The sequence below is a fragment of the Escherichia coli DSM 30083 = JCM 1649 = ATCC 11775 genome (assembly GCF_003697165.2).
GTDB lineage: Bacteria > Pseudomonadota > Gammaproteobacteria > Enterobacterales > Enterobacteriaceae > Escherichia > Escherichia coli.
In genome coordinates, this window is sequence record NZ_CP033091.2 from 47,995 (window position 1) to 65,179 (window position 17,185).

Annotated in this window: 14 protein-coding genes and 1 pseudogene; all 15 read right to left on the reverse strand. The window is 53.3% G+C overall.

Features of this window, described 5'->3' with window-relative positions; all coding sequences use genetic code 11:
* Positions 1-10 precede the first annotated feature (10 nt).
* Positions 11-1,891, reverse strand: coding sequence for a colicin Ia central receptor-binding domain-containing protein (locus tag EAS44_RS00275; RefSeq protein ID WP_001283335.1), 1,881 nt, complete (start codon positions 1,889-1,891; stop codon positions 11-13).
* Positions 1,892-2,076: 185 nt separating this feature from the next.
* The gene (locus EAS44_RS00280; RefSeq protein ID WP_001057989.1) at positions 2,077-2,925 is read right to left on the reverse strand and encodes a 3'-5' exonuclease; all 849 of its coding nucleotides are present in this window, start codon (positions 2,923-2,925) and stop codon (positions 2,077-2,079) included.
* A gap of 45 nt (positions 2,926-2,970) precedes the next feature.
* The gene (gene yacB / locus EAS44_RS00285) at positions 2,971-3,249 is read right to left on the reverse strand and encodes a type II toxin-antitoxin system toxin YacB (RefSeq protein ID WP_001384452.1); all 279 of its coding nucleotides are present in this window, start codon (positions 3,247-3,249) and stop codon (positions 2,971-2,973) included.
* A complete protein-coding gene (yacA, locus tag EAS44_RS00290; RefSeq protein WP_000079941.1) occupies positions 3,249-3,518 on the reverse strand; it encodes a type II toxin-antitoxin system antitoxin YacA in 270 nt (89 codons plus the stop codon). The genes yacB and yacA overlap by 1 nt, the downstream gene beginning before the upstream one ends.
* Positions 3,519-4,433: 915 nt before the next feature.
* Complete coding sequence (gene repA, locus EAS44_RS00305; RefSeq protein WP_029130945.1) at positions 4,434-5,267, reverse strand: incFII family plasmid replication initiator RepA; 834 nt, start codon at positions 5,265-5,267, stop codon at positions 4,434-4,436.
* Positions 5,260-5,334, reverse strand: coding sequence for a RepA leader peptide Tap (tap, locus tag EAS44_RS25725; protein ID WP_001365705.1), 75 nt, complete (start codon positions 5,332-5,334; stop codon positions 5,260-5,262). The genes repA and tap overlap by 8 nt, the downstream gene beginning before the upstream one ends.
* A gap of 225 nt (positions 5,335-5,559) precedes the next feature.
* Positions 5,560-5,820, reverse strand: coding sequence for a replication regulatory protein RepA (locus tag EAS44_RS00320; RefSeq protein ID WP_000083818.1), 261 nt, complete (start codon positions 5,818-5,820; stop codon positions 5,560-5,562).
* Positions 5,821-5,906: 86 nt separating this feature from the next.
* Positions 5,907-6,266: pseudogene (locus EAS44_RS00325) on the reverse strand (thermonuclease family protein); the annotation flags it as partial.
* Positions 6,267-6,508: 242 nt separating this feature from the next.
* Positions 6,509-6,721 (reverse strand): hypothetical protein, encoded by a 213-nt coding sequence (locus EAS44_RS00330; RefSeq protein WP_001311693.1) that lies wholly within the window; start codon positions 6,719-6,721, stop codon positions 6,509-6,511.
* Positions 6,722-6,858: 137 nt separating this feature from the next.
* A complete protein-coding gene (locus EAS44_RS00335; RefSeq protein ID WP_000139359.1) occupies positions 6,859-7,419 on the reverse strand; it encodes a fertility inhibition protein FinO in 561 nt (186 codons plus the stop codon).
* A 54-nt stretch (positions 7,420-7,473) separates the two neighbouring features.
* Positions 7,474-8,220, reverse strand: coding sequence for a conjugal transfer pilus acetylase TraX (traX, locus tag EAS44_RS00340; protein WP_000205759.1), 747 nt, complete (start codon positions 8,218-8,220; stop codon positions 7,474-7,476).
* 19 nt (positions 8,221-8,239) lie between these two features.
* Entirely contained in the window at positions 8,240-13,510 is a 5,271-nt protein-coding gene (gene traI / locus EAS44_RS00345) for a conjugative transfer relaxase/helicase TraI (RefSeq protein ID WP_000986993.1), read from the reverse strand.
* Positions 13,510-15,663 carry a type IV conjugative transfer system coupling protein TraD gene (gene traD / locus EAS44_RS00350; protein WP_001350920.1) on the reverse strand — a complete coding sequence of 718 codons (2,154 nt, stop codon included), beginning with the start codon at positions 15,661-15,663 and terminating at the stop codon, positions 13,510-13,512. Before traD ends, traI begins: the two co-directional genes overlap by 1 nt.
* A 251-nt stretch (positions 15,664-15,914) precedes the next feature.
* Positions 15,915-16,646 carry a conjugal transfer complement resistance protein TraT gene (gene traT / locus EAS44_RS00360; RefSeq protein WP_001447147.1) on the reverse strand — a complete coding sequence of 244 codons (732 nt, stop codon included), beginning with the start codon at positions 16,644-16,646 and terminating at the stop codon, positions 15,915-15,917.
* A 31-nt stretch (positions 16,647-16,677) separates the two neighbouring features.
* Entirely contained in the window at positions 16,678-17,181 is a 504-nt protein-coding gene (locus tag EAS44_RS00365; RefSeq protein ID WP_000605510.1) for a hypothetical protein, read from the reverse strand.
* Between the last annotated feature and the right edge of the window lie 4 nt (positions 17,182-17,185).

Genomic DNA, 17,185 nt, shown 5'->3' on the forward strand with positions numbered 1-17,185 from the left:
TATATTTTATTTAAATACCCCAGAACTTATTCGCTTTTTCCACAAGCGATTCATCAATCAGCGCACCGGTGACAGCCATCAGTAAACCATACCCGATAATGCCTAAAGCGCTTCCGGTAAGAATACTGAAGACCAGTGCAACAAGAGCCGTTGCGGCATTGCCTGCTATAATGGCTTCTGTTTTAACAAAAAGAGGACGCCAGTTCTCTGTCCGGACACCCTTACCAAACTCAGTGATCCAGTCAGCAAGACTTGTAAATTTTCCTGCATATCCCAGTCCCCGACTGAATCTGTTCAGATTAGACGATATATCAGACAGCTTCACAGACTCAAGGGCTGCGGCAATCGCTGCACGATCTTTTGCATTAATTTTTTTGTTAATGTCAGCCCGGTACTTTTCATACGTTTTTAATGCCTCTTCAACATTACGTATTTTCTTCCCTTTAGCCTGCCCGGCCATCTCTCTGGCTAACTGCTCAGCTTTTGCACCATATTTTTCTGAAACTGATTTCAGGAACTCTGTTGTGAAATTAATTGCGTCTTTCGTTGCCTTCAGTTCATCCTGTTTTCTTTTCTCTTCCGCTATCTTCTGATTGATGCCGGCAAGCTGGTTACGGATATTCTCTTTTTCCTTCAACAGGGCATTAAGAGCGTCATTTGCATGCTTTTGCTCATTTGTTCTGGCACTGAGGTTATTTCTCGCAGAATTTACCGCAGATTCAGCAGAGGTGATTTTATTTCTGGCATCAAGCAATCTTTGCCGTAACTTATCCCATTCAGCAACTTCAGCATTATAAATTTTCTTGTCACCTTCCACATCCTCTGTCACCACCGGATTCCGGTCATTCAGAATATTGCGTTTATAGTCCAGACCGGAATGGGTCAGAAGATAATTCAGGTTTGCACGGTTATCGATGACTGCGCTGGTTGTGATTTTTATCGTACCGGCAAATCTCGGATCACCGCTCACAACAATAGAATGATTTGTTGATGAACGCCCCGGGAATTTTTCAGGGGAAACTATCGTTTTGCCGTCAAGCGTGTTTTTCTGTTGCGTCAGCTGTTGCTCAGCTCTGGTTAATGCATTACGGGCCGTGTTAAGCGATTCCGTCACTGAACTGAGTTTATTCCGGGCCTCTGAAATGGCCCTGTCATTCCGTGTCTGCTGCCCGAGCAGACGGGCCTGTTGTGCATCAAGAACGGCAAGGGCTGCCCCGCCATTTTTTTCCAGCTCTGACAACCGCGTGTCCAGAATACCTTTTCTGCGCTCGTATTCAGCAAGCATATCAGCGGCCTTCTTGTCTGCGTTCTGCGCATCCTTCTGCCGTTTTTCAGCCTGTTCGATTAACGACCTGGCCTCCCGGGGAGATATACGAAGAGAATCAGCATCAGCAAAGAGCATCCGGCTCTCTGTATGCAGCCGGAGGGCATCATATCCGGCGATTTCAGTACGGAATCCGTATTCTCTCAGCTCTGCCTGCAGGAGTCTGAACTCCTGTCGTGTAATATCAGCGGCATCTGCGTTTCCGGCACGGAGTGTTTTCAGTGTGTTTTCATCTTTTTCCCTTGCAGCAATCGCCGCAGAGAGGCGTTTTGCGGCTTCAGTACGCTTATTCTCATTCTCTTTCTGCTGCGCGCTGAGCGTCATTTTGTACGCTGTGATTTCCTTGTCCCTTTTTTCGATATCACTTCGGGTTGGGGAATCATCGACCCACTCGTTTCCGCCCCAGATGGTTTTGTTCCCGAAGGAACTCCATGCAGGCGGGGTACCATGAAAGACATCGACACGTGGAGGGTTTACATAAATATCAACGGCCATAATTTCATGGCCATCTGAATCATACCCCAGCGATTCTGCACCGGGATTTGTAATACGTACAGGGTCAGACATTCGGTATCTCCTTCATCCGCTGAGGAAAACAAATGAATTAACTGCTTACGTATGTGGATACATATACAGTATTAATTTATTAAGGAGAAAATGGCATGTCAAGATTTAATGATAGTGATTATCATTAACATGAAGTGATTTTACGTCTGGATAACGTAAATGATTGCGGTATACAGGCCAGGCGGTCAGATTTTCAGCCGTGCCTGTTCCTGCAGCAGTTCCAGATGATATGCAGCAATAGCGTTTACCACCCCTGCCGTCATCCGTGCGTCGGCGATCGCTGAGTGTGCCTGCCCTTCCCAGGTCAGTCCGGCCTGGCTGGCAGCACAGGCCAGTGAAATCGTGCCATAGCGGTTGGTGGCCCCATAATATCCTGCAGCCAGCTCCATCGCACAATATACCGTCAGTTCTTCCAGCCAGTCAGCCGGATCGCTATGTGCGGCAGCAGTCTGTTTCAGAATGCGGATGTCGAACCGGGCATTAAAGATAATTACTGGTCGGTCCCCGATTGCATGACGCAGTTGCCGCGCCACATCTGTCCATGATGGTGCGCCGCAGAGAGCCTGCTCGCTGATACCATGCACAGCGGCGGCCTGCGCCCCGATGGCGACCGTGGGCTTCAGCCTGGTTTCAAATACCACCTGACCGGACGCATCGGTCAGGCCGATTTCCAGAGCTTCCGCGGTATTGTCCAGTCCTGTCGTTTCAGTATCCAGAAAGAGCGGTGCCAGACTCAGCCAGTCATATGCCTGCCGTGCCATCCGGCCACTGGTGCTGTTAAGTCTGGATAAAACGGAAAGTCGCTGGCCAGCCAGAAGTTGTTTACTCGTCAGTGGGCGTTTCTCACGCATCGGAACACAGTCTGCAATTCGGTATACAGCGAACCTGCCACCATAAGTGTTTTTATACCACTTAACCGGCTCAGCACCGGGGGCTGGCTTCATTCTGAATTCATCGCGCAGCCGTTCTTTCGAGAAACACCTGTCTTCGGCAATCGCCTGCGCACGTCTGGTGGCCAGCTCATCATTATTCATGGTTCTTGCATCTCCGTCAGACCTTTTTATATCCGGACAGCCCCTCTATGGCCACTTCTGTGCAGTATGCAATACACGCAGGATATACACTTTTCCCCACTGGCTGTCGACCTCATAAACCAGAACAAAATGCGGGTGAATAACCAGTTCCCGGGTACCTTCCACACGACCGTTGCGGCCTTTATACGGCTGCCCGGCCAGGCTGCTGGCTGAATAACCAATCCGTTCGTCCAGTTCAATGGCGGCCATCAGGTTCTGCTCCGCAATGTACTCACGAATGCGCTTCCTGTCCTGGCTGGCCAGCATGGTCCAGAATATCTCCATCATTTACCGGCGACTTTCCTGCTCATTTCATCCCGCCATGCAGCAGCGGAAGATTCGACCATGTCATGGGGAAGCACATCGCCGCGCTCGAGTTGCTGACGTCCTGCCTCAACCTGGTCACGGAACCAGGTATTATGCTGCCGTTCCACGGTCTGGCGCATAAAATCCCGGATTAACTGAGAGCCATTACGGTCCATGCTTTTTGCAGCGGCCATAAAAGCATCCTTCAGTTCAGCGTCAATTCTTAAACTCATATTAACCTGTGCCATTTATCACCTCGTCATTACTACGTATATACACAGTATATAACGATTCAGATATCGTCACCAGAATATGCCGCGTCAGCGGCATGGAAGGCGGCACTCTGTTGTTGCATATGACACAGGAGTAAAACCGCCGAAGCCCGGCGTAAGCCGGTACGGACTGATAGATTTCACCTTACCCATCCCCAGCCCTGCTAGGCCATATCCGCTTTCAGCCATGATAAAGCTTCTGTGCGCGGTCGGAGTGGTCCCGACGAGGGTTTACCCGAAGTCGGGGCGTATCTCCGCGTTAGCGGGCCGTCAGGGCCGCTTACGAGCGTGTACTCAATACTTTCAGCGAGAAGACTGACAGCCATGATGGAGTATAGTTACAACATTCATAATTAAAAGCGACTCTGTTCCGGCCCGAAGGGCCGGGGCGGGGCCGCTTTTCAGTTATGAGGGAGGGGCTTTGTGGTTTCAGTTCTGCGCTGGTTCGGGGTTTTTCTGGAGGTTGGTTTTGTGTGTTGTAACTAAAGTGGCTCCGGTTGGGGCCCGCCGTTTACGGTGGGAGGTGCATATCTGTCTGTCCACAGGACAGGCAGTGAATAGGTTTTCTTTTTAAATGAATGTAATTAAGTAGTTTAAAGGAGATATAAACAGGTGTTTAAAAGATACATTGCACCCTGTAAGACTGGCGGCTGGCGCTTTATGACATGAACGGTTGTAACCTTATGGGGAAGTCCATTGCAGTTAAATGTGGATAAGCAAATTTCCCCGTCTGTGAGGCGTGTTTTGTATCAAAAACAGGAGGGACCGGATGCACCTGAAGGTGGATGATGAGGTTGTTTTTTGTATGCGGTGCTGTTTTTTTGTTCGCTGACAGGCTTCAGGCGTGCAGATGCCTCCGGTGCGGGCCGGATTATTCAGAGGAGGTCACTTTCAGGGGGAAGCTGTGGCCAGCCGGCTGTAATTACGGTTACGTGACAGAATCATGCGCTCTTTCACACGACGCTCCACTTCGCGTTTTACCGCCTCACGATTGGCAGTGAAGCGCCCTTCCGAGATTTCACGCGTCAGCTGCCGTTTCACCAGGGTGACGATATCCTGACGTTCCCTGTTCGCATCACGACGCGCACGGGCACGCTTTATTCCACGGGACTTAAGCTCTGTCTGGTAACTGCGGAAACGCTCACGCACAAAACGCCAGGCTTTCGCTATCAGTTCATCCATACCCAGGGTATCCAGTCCCTGCTTTTTACGCTGTCTGTTTTCCCATTCAACACGACTGCGGCGCGCAGCAACCACTGCATCCTCAGACACATCAAGGGCGGCAAATAGCGCCGGTGTGAACGTGATATCGGTCGGAATGTAGCACCCGATAAGCGGATCATATTCCGTCTGGTAGGTAATCAGTCCCAGCTCTGCAAGGAACGTCAGGGCTCGGGTGGCCCGGGTGATGGAGAGTTTTCCGGCAGCAGACTCCGTCGCCAGTCCGCACTCAATGGCCAGCGTAGTGATGGAGCACTGGACGCGGTTGGCCAGCGGGTCATAGTGAAAACACAGCCCCTGCAGCAGCGCATCAATGGCCCGGCGACGCAGTCCCTTCGAACGGGCATGTGCCACATGAATGGCGAAATCAAAACGGGAGGTGAAGCCCACCGCCTTTTCCATCAGTTTTTCGCAGAACTTCAGCGTTCCGGCACCTTCACGGGGTGTGAACACCGGATTCGGGTTCTTTACCTGGCGGTAATACGTTTGTTGAAGATCAGTCACACCATCCTGCACTTACAATGCGCAGAAGGAGTGAGCACAGAAAGAAGTCTTGAACTTTTCCGGGCATATGACTATACTCCCCGCATAGCTGAATTGTTGGCTATACGGTTTAAGTGGGCCCCGGTAATCTTCTTCGCAGTCGCCAAACTTGACGAAGATTATCGGGGTTTTTGCTTTTCTGGCTCCTGTAAATCCACATCAGAACCAGTTCCCTGCCACCTTATGGCGTGGCCAGCCACAAAATTCCTTAAACGATCAGTAATCTAGCATGCTACGACACAAAGTAAAGTCTTTACTTTAGTATATCCAGTCTCTGCAGTTCATCTTTGATAATTTTCTCAATGAACTGAGCCTGTGTTATCCCCTCTCTCTCGCAGTACTCAACCATGAGATCTTTCAGAGGATTTTTGACAAAAACTTTTATCTCTTTGTGTGTAAGACGTTTTCTTGCAACAGCGGCCATTTGTTTCTCAGAGTCAGTCATAGGCTTACCTCTGCGCACAAACCGCTTTTGACTCAATGAGGAAGTCACTGCATTTTCTGTCTGCGACACCTCGCCTCCTCAATACTCAAACAGGGATCGTTTCGCAGAGGATACTACAGTTTTTTGAAATCAGCGACTTGAGAATTGTGACGAAGATCTGTGTTGTACTGCTCATATACCCAGGCAGCCCCGGCCCGAACCATAAACTGATTAATATTCATTCCGTCTGGTGCATAAACCTGCCCGAGAATACGACCATAACGATCTCGCTGAAAATATGTGACGGTAACCGTTTTTCCTGCGACCAGTGATCTCATCATGTCTGTTGACCACCGGCCATAATCCTGTTTCTTTTCCGGTGCATCAATATTTACCAGCCTGATCCGCACCGCCTTCCGTGAGTCCATTACCTCGATGGTATCACCGTCCAGTACACGAACAACCCGTCCATGAATATATGCAGACAATACCGGCCATGAAAAGATAAATAATACCAGTGGAATATATTTCCTCATGTTATTCTCCATATCAAATAAATGGCACCTGTATTTCAGCCCCCCTGAATATCGCAGCACACATTGAATAAAACCTTATTTTGTGAAATTAATCACAAAATATAAAATCGCGACTTAATACGGAAAAAACTCTGTGCTACTCAGAACTGTCCGGTCATACTGCCCGACCGGAGATTAAAAAAGTAAATCTCATGCATTATTCAGCCTTCTGACTCCTGGAGTAATGAAGGCTGCTTTTTTCGTTACACCCTTCCCCGGCAGCGCCGGTGGCAGTGTGCAGCCCTTTTTCGGGCAAACTGCTGCCAGTCTGTCCGGGGCGCAACACCGGCAGCCCGTCGCCATGCTTCTGCCGCTTCCATCCAGCGTCCACTGACCTCCAGAATAACGGCCCGGCTTCCGGCACGCTGCCAGCGCCAGACCTGACCGTTCCGTGAACTGTTTCTGAATCCATTCATTTTTCTGCCCCTCCCTTTTAGTTGTCAGTATTATTGTGGTAAATAATTCAGTGGACCGATTTCCTTTCGGGCATGGAAGTTATTTCCTTTTAAGCCTTATTGTTTCAGCCTCCTGAAGTTCTTCGGGGAGGCTTTTTTTATTTCTCATTAAGTACGGCCTGAAGTTCTGCCTTTATCCGGTTCTGACGGCGAATTTTCGCCAGACGCTCTGCCGCATACGCTTCCTCTTCCTGAGAAATATGCTCCGTTACATACCCTTCCGTGTCATACCGGCAGGCACCGGCTTTCATGGCACACAGATAGCTTTCTGAACGGGTGATGGCCTTCAGCGCCCGGCGCAGTTTTTTATGCGAGAGCGGGATATTCCGCTGCGCCACGTCTTCCAGTAACACGTCCCGGATACCGCAGGCCAGAAGCCGGGGCGTGTCACCGTCAAATAATCCCGGCCACCAGGGCTTCAGGGTGTTCACAGCCTCATCCAGCGTGGGCAGGTTCAGATAAATGGACAGCGCTTGTCTGGCCTGCGCTTTTTTTGCCGCCAGCTCTGCTTCCCGGGCTGCTTTCTCGGCCAGCTTCTGCTTTTTCACCTTCCATTTTGGTGGCGTGGTGACATTGATGATGGTTTTCCGGCTGCGGACAGGCGTCCCCCCTTCTGTTTTCCGCTTCAGTGTCAGTACCGGTCGCTTCTGCTCTGTCATGCTGTGTTCTGCCTCTGACGAATCATCCTCTTGCGGCCAAAGATACCACACCCGTTACAGCGCCAGAACGCCCAGCACAGCCAGATGACAGGCATAGAACGTCGGGAAAAAATCTCCGGGCCAGAAACGGGGTAATGATTTCCCTGCACAGGACACCAGACCAACGGTCAGCACCGTCATCACAAGGCCGGCCACCGCCGCGGCATCACTGGTGGCAAGGTTAAGCGCCGGAATAACAGCCAGCAGGCATGCAACCAGCGCCAGACGTTCCGTTCTGTCTTCCGCCCGGTACAGCCGGTGGCTGACTGCCAGCATCAGCAGCCCGGCAATGCCGTAACTGGTGCCGGACAAAGGTCCCCACAGTGCCATCAGGAGAATGGCCGCTGCTGTACGCCACCCACTGCGCGTTTCACACCACGTCAGCACCTGTGCCGCCACTGCAAAGGCAAACAGGATATTCCCCTCATACCACGGAAAGCCTGCCAGATAATACGCGAACTGGGCAATAATTCCCCATCCCCACAGCCGGTTAATGGCCGACTGCCTGATATGCGCATGGCGGGACAGATTCAGCCCCCACACCAGAGCAAACAACGGAAAGGCTCCACGCCCGGCCAGAAACATCCACGTCTGGTCCAGATGCAGAATGCGGTTTGCGTGGTCCAGTACCATCAGCACCAGTGCCACCGTTTTGATGATATCCCGCTGTCCGGGTGACCAGACCAGCAACGACTGCAACCAGGTATCGGTCCGGGCAGCCAGTGAATCGTTACGTGTCGTGTTCGTGTTATCCGTTGTCATCAGTGTTTGTCTTCCTGTATCAGTCTCCGCCCAGGGTTTTCTCTTTCTGCAGGTCACGAACCATATCCTGCTCCATCTGCTGAAGTCGTTCCTGCAGCAGATTTTCCCGGGCAACCTCCCGGACCGCTTCCCGCTCCCGTTGTGATTCACGCAGCACACTCTCCGGCAGCGCGGCTTCCCGTTCAGATATGGCAGACCGGTCACGCTCCTGCCCGGCAATCTCCCTGACAGCCTGCTCTGTTTTGCTGTCCGGCAGGTCAGGTTTGTTCTCTGCCATTTTACGGACAATTTCATCTGCGCGGCGTTCCGTTTCACGGCGGATGGCCTCTTCAGCCTGCCGCTGTGCCAGTACCTCTGCCGTGACCGGCTCGCCATTTCCGGCTCCCGGCTGGACGCTGTTGTCCGGGATATCCCCCCACACGCGGCCACCGGTGATGGCACCGGGATTCCACGGACGACCTTCACCGGCGATTCTCACCACCACACCGCTGTCGGGGTTATCACGGGCAATCCGGACACCATCCTGCATATTATCAGCCAGCAGGCTCTCGCCGTTACGGCTGCCCTGCAGGGCCACGAACTGCGCATCCCCGCTGCCTTTCACACGGCCTTCACCACTGAATCCCCGCAGCCCGTTTCCGTCATCCGTGGTCAGCGGGTTCAGCCAGATACCGGCAGACTTGCCGTTACGGTCAAACGCCGGCAGTGCCACATACGGCTGTGGATATTTACGTCCCGGAGCAATAAACCGTGCAGGAGTGTCTCCCCCGGCAAGCCCCGCCTGACGAAGAACGGCACGCCCTGCCGCCACGTCCCGCAGCTCCCGCGCCGTACTGAACAGCCGCTCTGCATTCATGACCTCCCGGTCCGGTTTCGGTTCAAACACATCGTGGGCTGTTCCTTTCTGTACGGCATTGTTAATGGCATCCGTCCAGCCCTGACGGTTATCGGTGTACACCTGCACATGCTGCTTCATACGCGACAGGGCCACGTAGGCTGACTCAAAGCCAGCCATCAGTTTCCGGCTGCCTTCCGTACCTTCAAGCGCGATGGCAAAGGTTTCACTTGCCCCCTGCGCACCGTGAGCGGTGATGGCATAGGCCAGGTCAATATGTTGCTCTGCCCGCACCTGGGCGGGGCGAATCACCCGGGTCTGCTGTCCGCCCGACAACGTGACACTGTCACCGGAAACCGCTGTCACCGTCCAGACGCTGTTGGCCACATAACCACGCTCCCGGTCACTCTTCGTGAAGCGCATCCGGTCACCGGTCCCTACCCGGATGGTGTCCGGGGTGTACAGTGTGACGCCTTCAGCCACCGCCTCCCGGGGCGAAATCAGCCGCGTATTACCTTCCGCATCCTGCAGGGTTATCAGCCCGTCATCCTTACTGATACCGGCAATCCGGTGATACACATTATCCACTAGGACAAGTGCGTCCCGATGTGTCTCCCAGGTGGAGAGACGACGCAGCTCTCCGTCGCGTATATTCGCTGTGTTCAGGACAGGCACCATGACCTGCTCTTTCCCCAGCTCACCGGCCTTTTCCCGTGCATCATGAATCATGCTGTTCAGTACGCGCCGGTCCTCATTCAGGTGCGTGACAATCAGCGTCTGCTCCCGTGCTTCCGGTGTTCTGCCGGTATAGTCGCGGACAATGGCTTCATACAGTGTCATGGGGACATCCGGGAAAGCCTCGCCTTTCAGCATCGCCTTCTGCTGCGCTTCTGCCAGTTTCGCTTCCTGGCTGTGACTGAACTCCGTCACAGAGTGCTCCGGTGCCCATGCGCCCTCCTGACGAGGCACCTGAGACGGTTTCACACTCTCAAGCCCGGACAATGCCCTTTCCACATCCCGGTTAATCAGGCTGTATACCGCCTCCCGCAGTTCCGGCGTCTGACGCACAATCTCTTTCATGATAGCCACATCGGCAGCACTGCGCGTCTGCTGGAGACGGAAAGGCTGACCGGGCGCGATGGCCTGCAGCTGGTCCGTGTCACCGCTGGCCACGGCACGACCACCACCGGCCGCAATCAGGGCGTATGCCCGTGCCATGTCGGTATTGCCCACCATTGAGCTCTCATCGAGCAGGAACAGCGTGTTGCTGAAATCCGGTGTTTCTCCGCTGCGCTGCTGCAGCTGCGTGTCATGCAGAAATGACGCCAGTGTCTGTGCATCCACGCCGGCGCTGCGCATCTCCCCGACCGCGCGGTGCGTGGGCCCCAGCCCCACGACACGGGGACGCCCACTCTCCGGCAGCATGTTCACGGCTGACATCACCGCCCGGAACTGTGTGGTCTTCCCCACACCGGCATAGCCCTGCACCACCGTGAAACGGTCGGACGTTTCCAGTATCATGCGGGTGGCGGCGCGCTGTCCTGATGTCAGTTTCTCCATGAGTTCGCCAGGTACTCTCTCCATCAGCGGCGTGACCGCCTCCTTACCTTCGAGAATATGGCGAAGAATGCTTTTTTCAGCCTCATACGACGCACGGGAAACCAGCAGGCCTGTGCCATAGCCTTTTGCCACATCCACATACAGTAAATCACCGCGTTTTATCTGCGCATTGATTTCCCCTCCCAGGTCAGTAAAACTGGTTCCTTCTGCAGCAAACGACTTCGCCTCTGTCAGCAGGTCCACCATGCTGAAGGCCAGGTTTTTACTTTCCAGCACAGGAAGGGCCAGATGAATGGCCTGCTGTGCCGGCGTGTGAAGCCCTGCTTTCTGCAGACTGATAGCGGTTTCCAGCAATGTCTCACCGGCACGCGCCTTTATCTGCTCAGAAACCACCGTAAAGGAGGGATGGCGGGCAAGTTTTTCCGCAGTACGGGTTTCATCCAGTGAGGAATACAGCCGGACATCACGACCACTGCGGGCCAGACCGTTCAGGGTGGCATTGTCCATTGCCATCTGTGTGACGGAGGCAAAAACCTTCGCACTGTCACTGACGGAATGCCCGGGTGTTTCCACCCAGCCGCTCTCCAGCTTCAGTGCCGTGAACGGTGAATCAGCCACAGGCAGGGAGGCCGGTTCAGCCCGTCCCGGCACAACAACCGTCATCGCGTCCTCGCTGACGGATGCCACCTGCAAGCGGTCACCGCCGGAGACGCGGAGTCCGGGAATTTTCCCGGTCACCCTCAGACGCTCGCCGTCTGCCACCGGCATTTTTTCCGGCCGGAACAGCGACCAGCTGCTGTCCAGAGAAGAAATACGCACCACCTGCGTTTCACCCTGCGCATCCCGCAGGGTCAGGCTGTGACTCTGCGCCGTCACCCGGTCTATCACATAGCGGTCATGACTGCGTGTCTCCGGGTTCCACTGCTCCATCACCATCCCCGGGCGGTACATATCCCGCAGATAACGGCTCCGGCTGTCCAGCCAGACCGGTGACAGGGCGGTCATGGTCACCTCCGGGTGTCCGAGCACGCCCTGTGTTTTCAGCTCACTGCGAATGGCCTGTGTCAGTATGACCTGTTCCCGTACCCCGCTGACCTGTGCCACGCTCTCTTCTCCGGCTTTCACGCTGGCCGCAAAATCTCCCGCCAGCCGGGCATAACGGACATTGCGGTCCGGTTCACTGATGATGGTGGCCGGTCGCTGTTCTCCCCCCTGCCAGCGATATGTGTTCACCCCGGCATCCTTCATGGCCATAAGTGCACTGCCTGTACCGGTTCGCTGCCCGCTGTCGGTTATCAGGACCTGTACGTTATGACGTGCGGCACCATCCAGCAGGGTTAACGTCTCTTTCAGGGAGAGTTTTTCGCCCTGGTCAACGATAACAGTATTGCCCGGCGTGAAGGCCATGCCTTCCAGCAGCTGACGACGTCCGGTTATCAGCTCACCGGACAGCCGTTCATCCTGCTTCAGGTTCATCTGCGAGCGACGGTCAGCAGCGATAATCTGCACCTCCCGCCCCTGCTCCCGGGCCATCATGACCAGTTCAGCCACCCGCTCACGCTGCCCGGCTGCACCGCCCTGCCCGGACACAATGGCCAGCGACGGGCGATCCTGTGCCAGAACACTGACGGCATCGCTGTAACCGGCCGTCCGGGGGACACTTTTCTCCGGATGTACGGTCACCCGGTTCTGTTTCATGATGTCACGACTGAGTGCCCGGACTGACAGCTCATCGAGCACATGAATCCCGGACGTGAACAGCCCCTTCTCACGATCGAGGGGGATAAGCTGCTCACGGCTGATGGCCTCATCGATACCGGCGCGTGCCCGTTCAATCACACCATTTTCCGGCGGCAGTATGCCGACCGTTCTGGCCAGCACGTCCGTGTACGTAAACTGCACTTTTCGTTCACTTAATCCGGCAATGGCCTGTGTCACCGCCTGCTGCACATCCGGCCCCTCCTGTGAAACAGCCCCGGGCGCCTGCGTGCGGGTCTCCGCACGCTGATCCGCCGCGTCACGATATGCCCGGATGTCGAACCCGGTTTCCTTCAGCGTCTGCATCCATTCAGCCATTCTGACTTCAGGATCGACGTGCTGTTTGGATTTTCGCGTATCCAGTGCCGCCACATCCCGGGATTTCAGCGAGGCATCTTCCCCGACGGCCTCCCGGATTGCCTGTGAGCGTCCGGAAAAGGCCTCCACCGGTACGCCCGGCATCTCCCACATACCGTGCTTACCCACCACTTCGGTTTCATAGCCCAGCGCCTCAACCTGCTCTTTCAGTTTTTCCCGGTAGAGCCTGCCAAAGGCAATCTGATTAGCGTACACATTCTCAATGAACCCCGTTTTCCCCACTTTGTCACTGCTCAGTGTCTTCCACTCACCGTTATGCTGCGTGACATTAGCCACCACCGCATGCGTGTGTAACTGTGGTTCCTGATCGCGACTGGTGTCGTGGTTAAACAGTGCCATCACCAGATTACCGGTCAGTACCGTTTCTGACTGTCCGTCCGTCATCACCCGTGTGGAGGCCAGCGCCTCCACCTGACGAACAGCAAAGTCCACGGCCTGGTTATGTGCATCAATCAGGCGCTTATCGCCACCTAACATGGCCATCATGGAGACACTTTTGGGGGCGGAGAAGGTCAGGTCGTAGCCGGGACGATGCCTGTTACTGCCATCCTGCATGCGGCTTAGATCCGCTCCGTCCGGCAGCCTTCCCTCCAGAAGACGGGTAAAAACATCCTTATCGACACTGCCCTGCAGTCCCAGCTGTTCAGCCCCCCTGCCGGCCCAGCGTTCTCCCATGCTGCCCAGTACATAGTAATTATCCTTGTCGGTATAATAGTTACCGGCACTTCCGGCCGATCTGACCTGCGCGATACTCATCATCAGAAATCATCTCCCGGCTCAACATCCTCCCCACGCTCCCGGTGCACATTAATGTTCACCTCTTCACGACGCTGCATCTGCTGCTGGATGTCCGGATGATTTTCCTGTTGCCATGCCTCATAAGCGGCCATATCCACCACTTCACCGGATTCACTGCTCCCGGGTGGCAGTTGCTGTTCCATCTCTTCTTCCGGTTTCATTTTCAGCTCCTGCTCGATCCCCCCTGCCGGAACATTCACACCTGAATCTGACTTCTTATCGTTTATGGCAGGAGACACCGGCTGTTGCGGCTGTTCAGCCTGAGTCACGTCTTCTCCGGAAACAACTTCCGGCACATCCGGTTCGAAGAGGCTGGCCATCTGACGACCTTCTGCTTCCCTTGCGGCAAGTACGGCACTCAGACGGTTCTCCATTTCTGGGTTGATGTCACGCGGAATAAACTCAGGGGCAACCTTCGGACGTGCCTGATATTTCAGTGAGAGTTTTACTGCCGGATACGGTCCGGGCAGGGTGACATAACAGGTCAGATCCGGCAGAGACTGAATGTCGGAATAACTGACCAGCGTCTGGCGCTCCATATCCTTACCGGTCGATACCCCGTCACGTACCGGATCAGCACCGTAGGAATACTGCTCGCTGGCTTTCAGGTGCTCTTTCTCACCAATCTCACCGGCAGCGAACTCTGCAATCTTATGGCTGGGAGAACGGAAAAAGGCACGAGTGTTCATGACGTCAAACAGCGTGGCAGCCGCTTTCTCACCGTAGATATCTTCCAGCTGGGCATAGGACTGGATACCAAACACATAACAGCCACCGAACTTACGGGCTTCCGGCAGGATCTCCACCAGGTCCGGCAGTTTGTGTAACGTGGGTAGCTCATCACAGAAAAACCACACACGACGGTTACGGTTTTCTCCCATTGCCAGCAGACCACGAATGGCAATGGACAGCCACATGGAGATCACCGGCTTCAGGGAGGCATGGGTGTCGGCATTCGACGAGATAAACAGCCAGCCGTTTTTCTGATCTTCCCGGACACCCCGCATCCAGTCACGGATGGTAAAAGACTCACCGTTATGCTCAATCCCCTGCAGGTAACGGATGGCTTTCACGTAGTTGGTCAGCACAGCACGGATGGAAATCGCCGTTTTCTCAATTTTCTCTTCCACCAGGTTGGCCGCCGGTGAATTACGCAGGAAGGTACGCAGTTTTTCGATTTTGATGGAAAGCAGTGTGTCCACCAGTTTGCTGTAGCTGCGGTTGGGGTCATTACGCATCAGGTACGCCGCTTCCGCAAAAATGGTACGTCCTGAACCCTGCCAGAACGGGTCCTCTTTTGTGCCCATCGGGATCAGAGTATTTGCGGTATTATCAAAATCCGGCTGTGTCAGGCACTCCTTCCACAAATCCCAGGCGGCACAGCGGGCATCCAGCGGATTCAGGATTTTATCGATGGAGGGATCATAGTAACTTTTAACAAATTCCCCTGAACGGTCATAAATCACCACCATATCTCCACGCTGACGGGCGTAGTTGGCCAGACGACGGATAACTTCCGACTTACCGGCCCCGACCGTGCCGTGCAGACAGAAGTTCTGGATTTCGGAATCCCGGATAATCGGCAGGTCGCCAATCCGTATATCGGAGTCCTTGCCGTCTTTTTTCAGCATCCGGGCAACGTCTTTCGGGTTCTCCGTCAGCTGACGACCACCTGTGACTTCATTTTCGCTCTGTTGTTTACCCTGACGCCCCAGAATCCAGGAGACAACAAAGAAGGTAATCAGGCAAATAACCAGTGCCACAACTGTAGCCAGAACGAATGCGGACCATAGCTGCTCTCCGCACCAGATCATATATTTATCATGCAGTACCTGAGCAGCGTTCATCCGGAAGGTTTTGCCGTAATACTGGATCTCATAGACCGGCTGGGACTTGATTAAATCCCGCATGCCCTCCAGCGTGGTACACCACCAGTAAATACAGCCGTTCACAAACGTCTGCCAGCTTATTTTTACCCATAAAACCAGACCAACGAGTATCCAGAAAAAAATAAACAGGCAGTAAAGCATGATATTGGCGATCTGGCTGAACATGCGGATACGCATGGACGCAATCTGACCGCCCTGGGTCATATCCTTTGCGTTAAAACTCATGATGATATTCCGAAGAAAAAAGTCAGTCGGACTGATTATTAATGATGAAAAGATTAATAACCGTTAAATTCCGGCTTCGCCGGCAACACTTCACGGTCGCACAAAGAATTTGCACAACCGCTCAGTGTTTTCATATTTATTTCGGAAACGCCGGGGAGAAATAAAATTTATTTTATTTCTTTCCGGGGTTGGACAACGAGCAAAGCGAGGCGTCAGTCAGGAGGCCGGTCAGACCAGCCTCCGGAAGATAATCAGAGAATATTTGCGATTGATTTGGCCAGTTGGTCTTCGAGAACAGGCTTCGCCTCTTCAAATTTCAGGTTAACCTTGTTCGCATTTGAGACCACACGGGTCTGGTATTTATGCTGGTTACCTGTTTCAGTACTGGTCTGAATTTTCGCACCTGATGTGCCCTGACGCAGGGCGGCAACATTATCCGTTGTCACCGTTGCCTTAGTACGCTCTGCAATCTGCACATCCGTGATCATGGTATAGTTCACATCTTCCACCATCGCATCTGCAGCCATACCCACCAGACCGGCAGCAAGGCCCACACCGAGTGTGGCACCGGCAGAACTGGAATTATATCCGGTGATACCGGCACCTAACGCTGCACCAACTGCTGCGCCCTCATAACCACGGTTCAGCCATCCCTGAGACTCCCGCAGATCCATCTTATCGGCCTTCAGCACATTCGCCTGAATCCAGTAGTAGGCTTTATCCGGAGAAGTCACCACCTGATATCCTTTTGCTTTCACAGCATCAGCAATTTTGCCCTGCAGCCCACTCATGTCTTTATCAGACGTGTTTTTGATCTGCAGAAATACCGTGCGTTCGCTGGCGGGTTCAAGCCAGATGGTCTCACTCATCTGAGTCTTCACCTCAAGGTTACGCTTCTTGATTGCTGTGCTCATCGCACCACACCCTGAAAGGGCCAGAGTGGAACTGACCAGTGCAACCGTCATCAATTTTTTTGTTTTCATCAAATTACCTTTATTACAAACCACAGTTTTCTTATCGCCTGTCATCATAGTCCTGCCAACAAGTCCCAAAAGTATTTCCTGCTGAATCAAATCCTCCATGCATAGCTAATCCTGTTGCCGGATTAGTACGATAAAAATCCACATAATCAAAATTCACATCATCAAAATCCAGATGCAAATCTTCATTAGTTTGTTCATTTACCTGAGATTGCATCCATTCTCTTACACTTACACAACCACTAATTCGCCTTAATTCGTATAGTGTACCAATGATAAAAACCATCAGGCTTAATAACGGAGAGAGTAAGGAAGATACTGGCATCAGTATATACCAAACGCCTTTACTGAATTTAAACTCATCCGACACATGCCGTTTTTTTCGTATTTGAGAAAATAACCATATAAACAATCCCTGCCATAGTACAATAAAGCACAGGATAAAAACTGTTTCGGCACTCCCCCAATCAGCCAGATAACAGGCAATGAACTGTATCACCGTCACCAGAGCAATATGAGCTAAATTTTTCATTATCATCTCC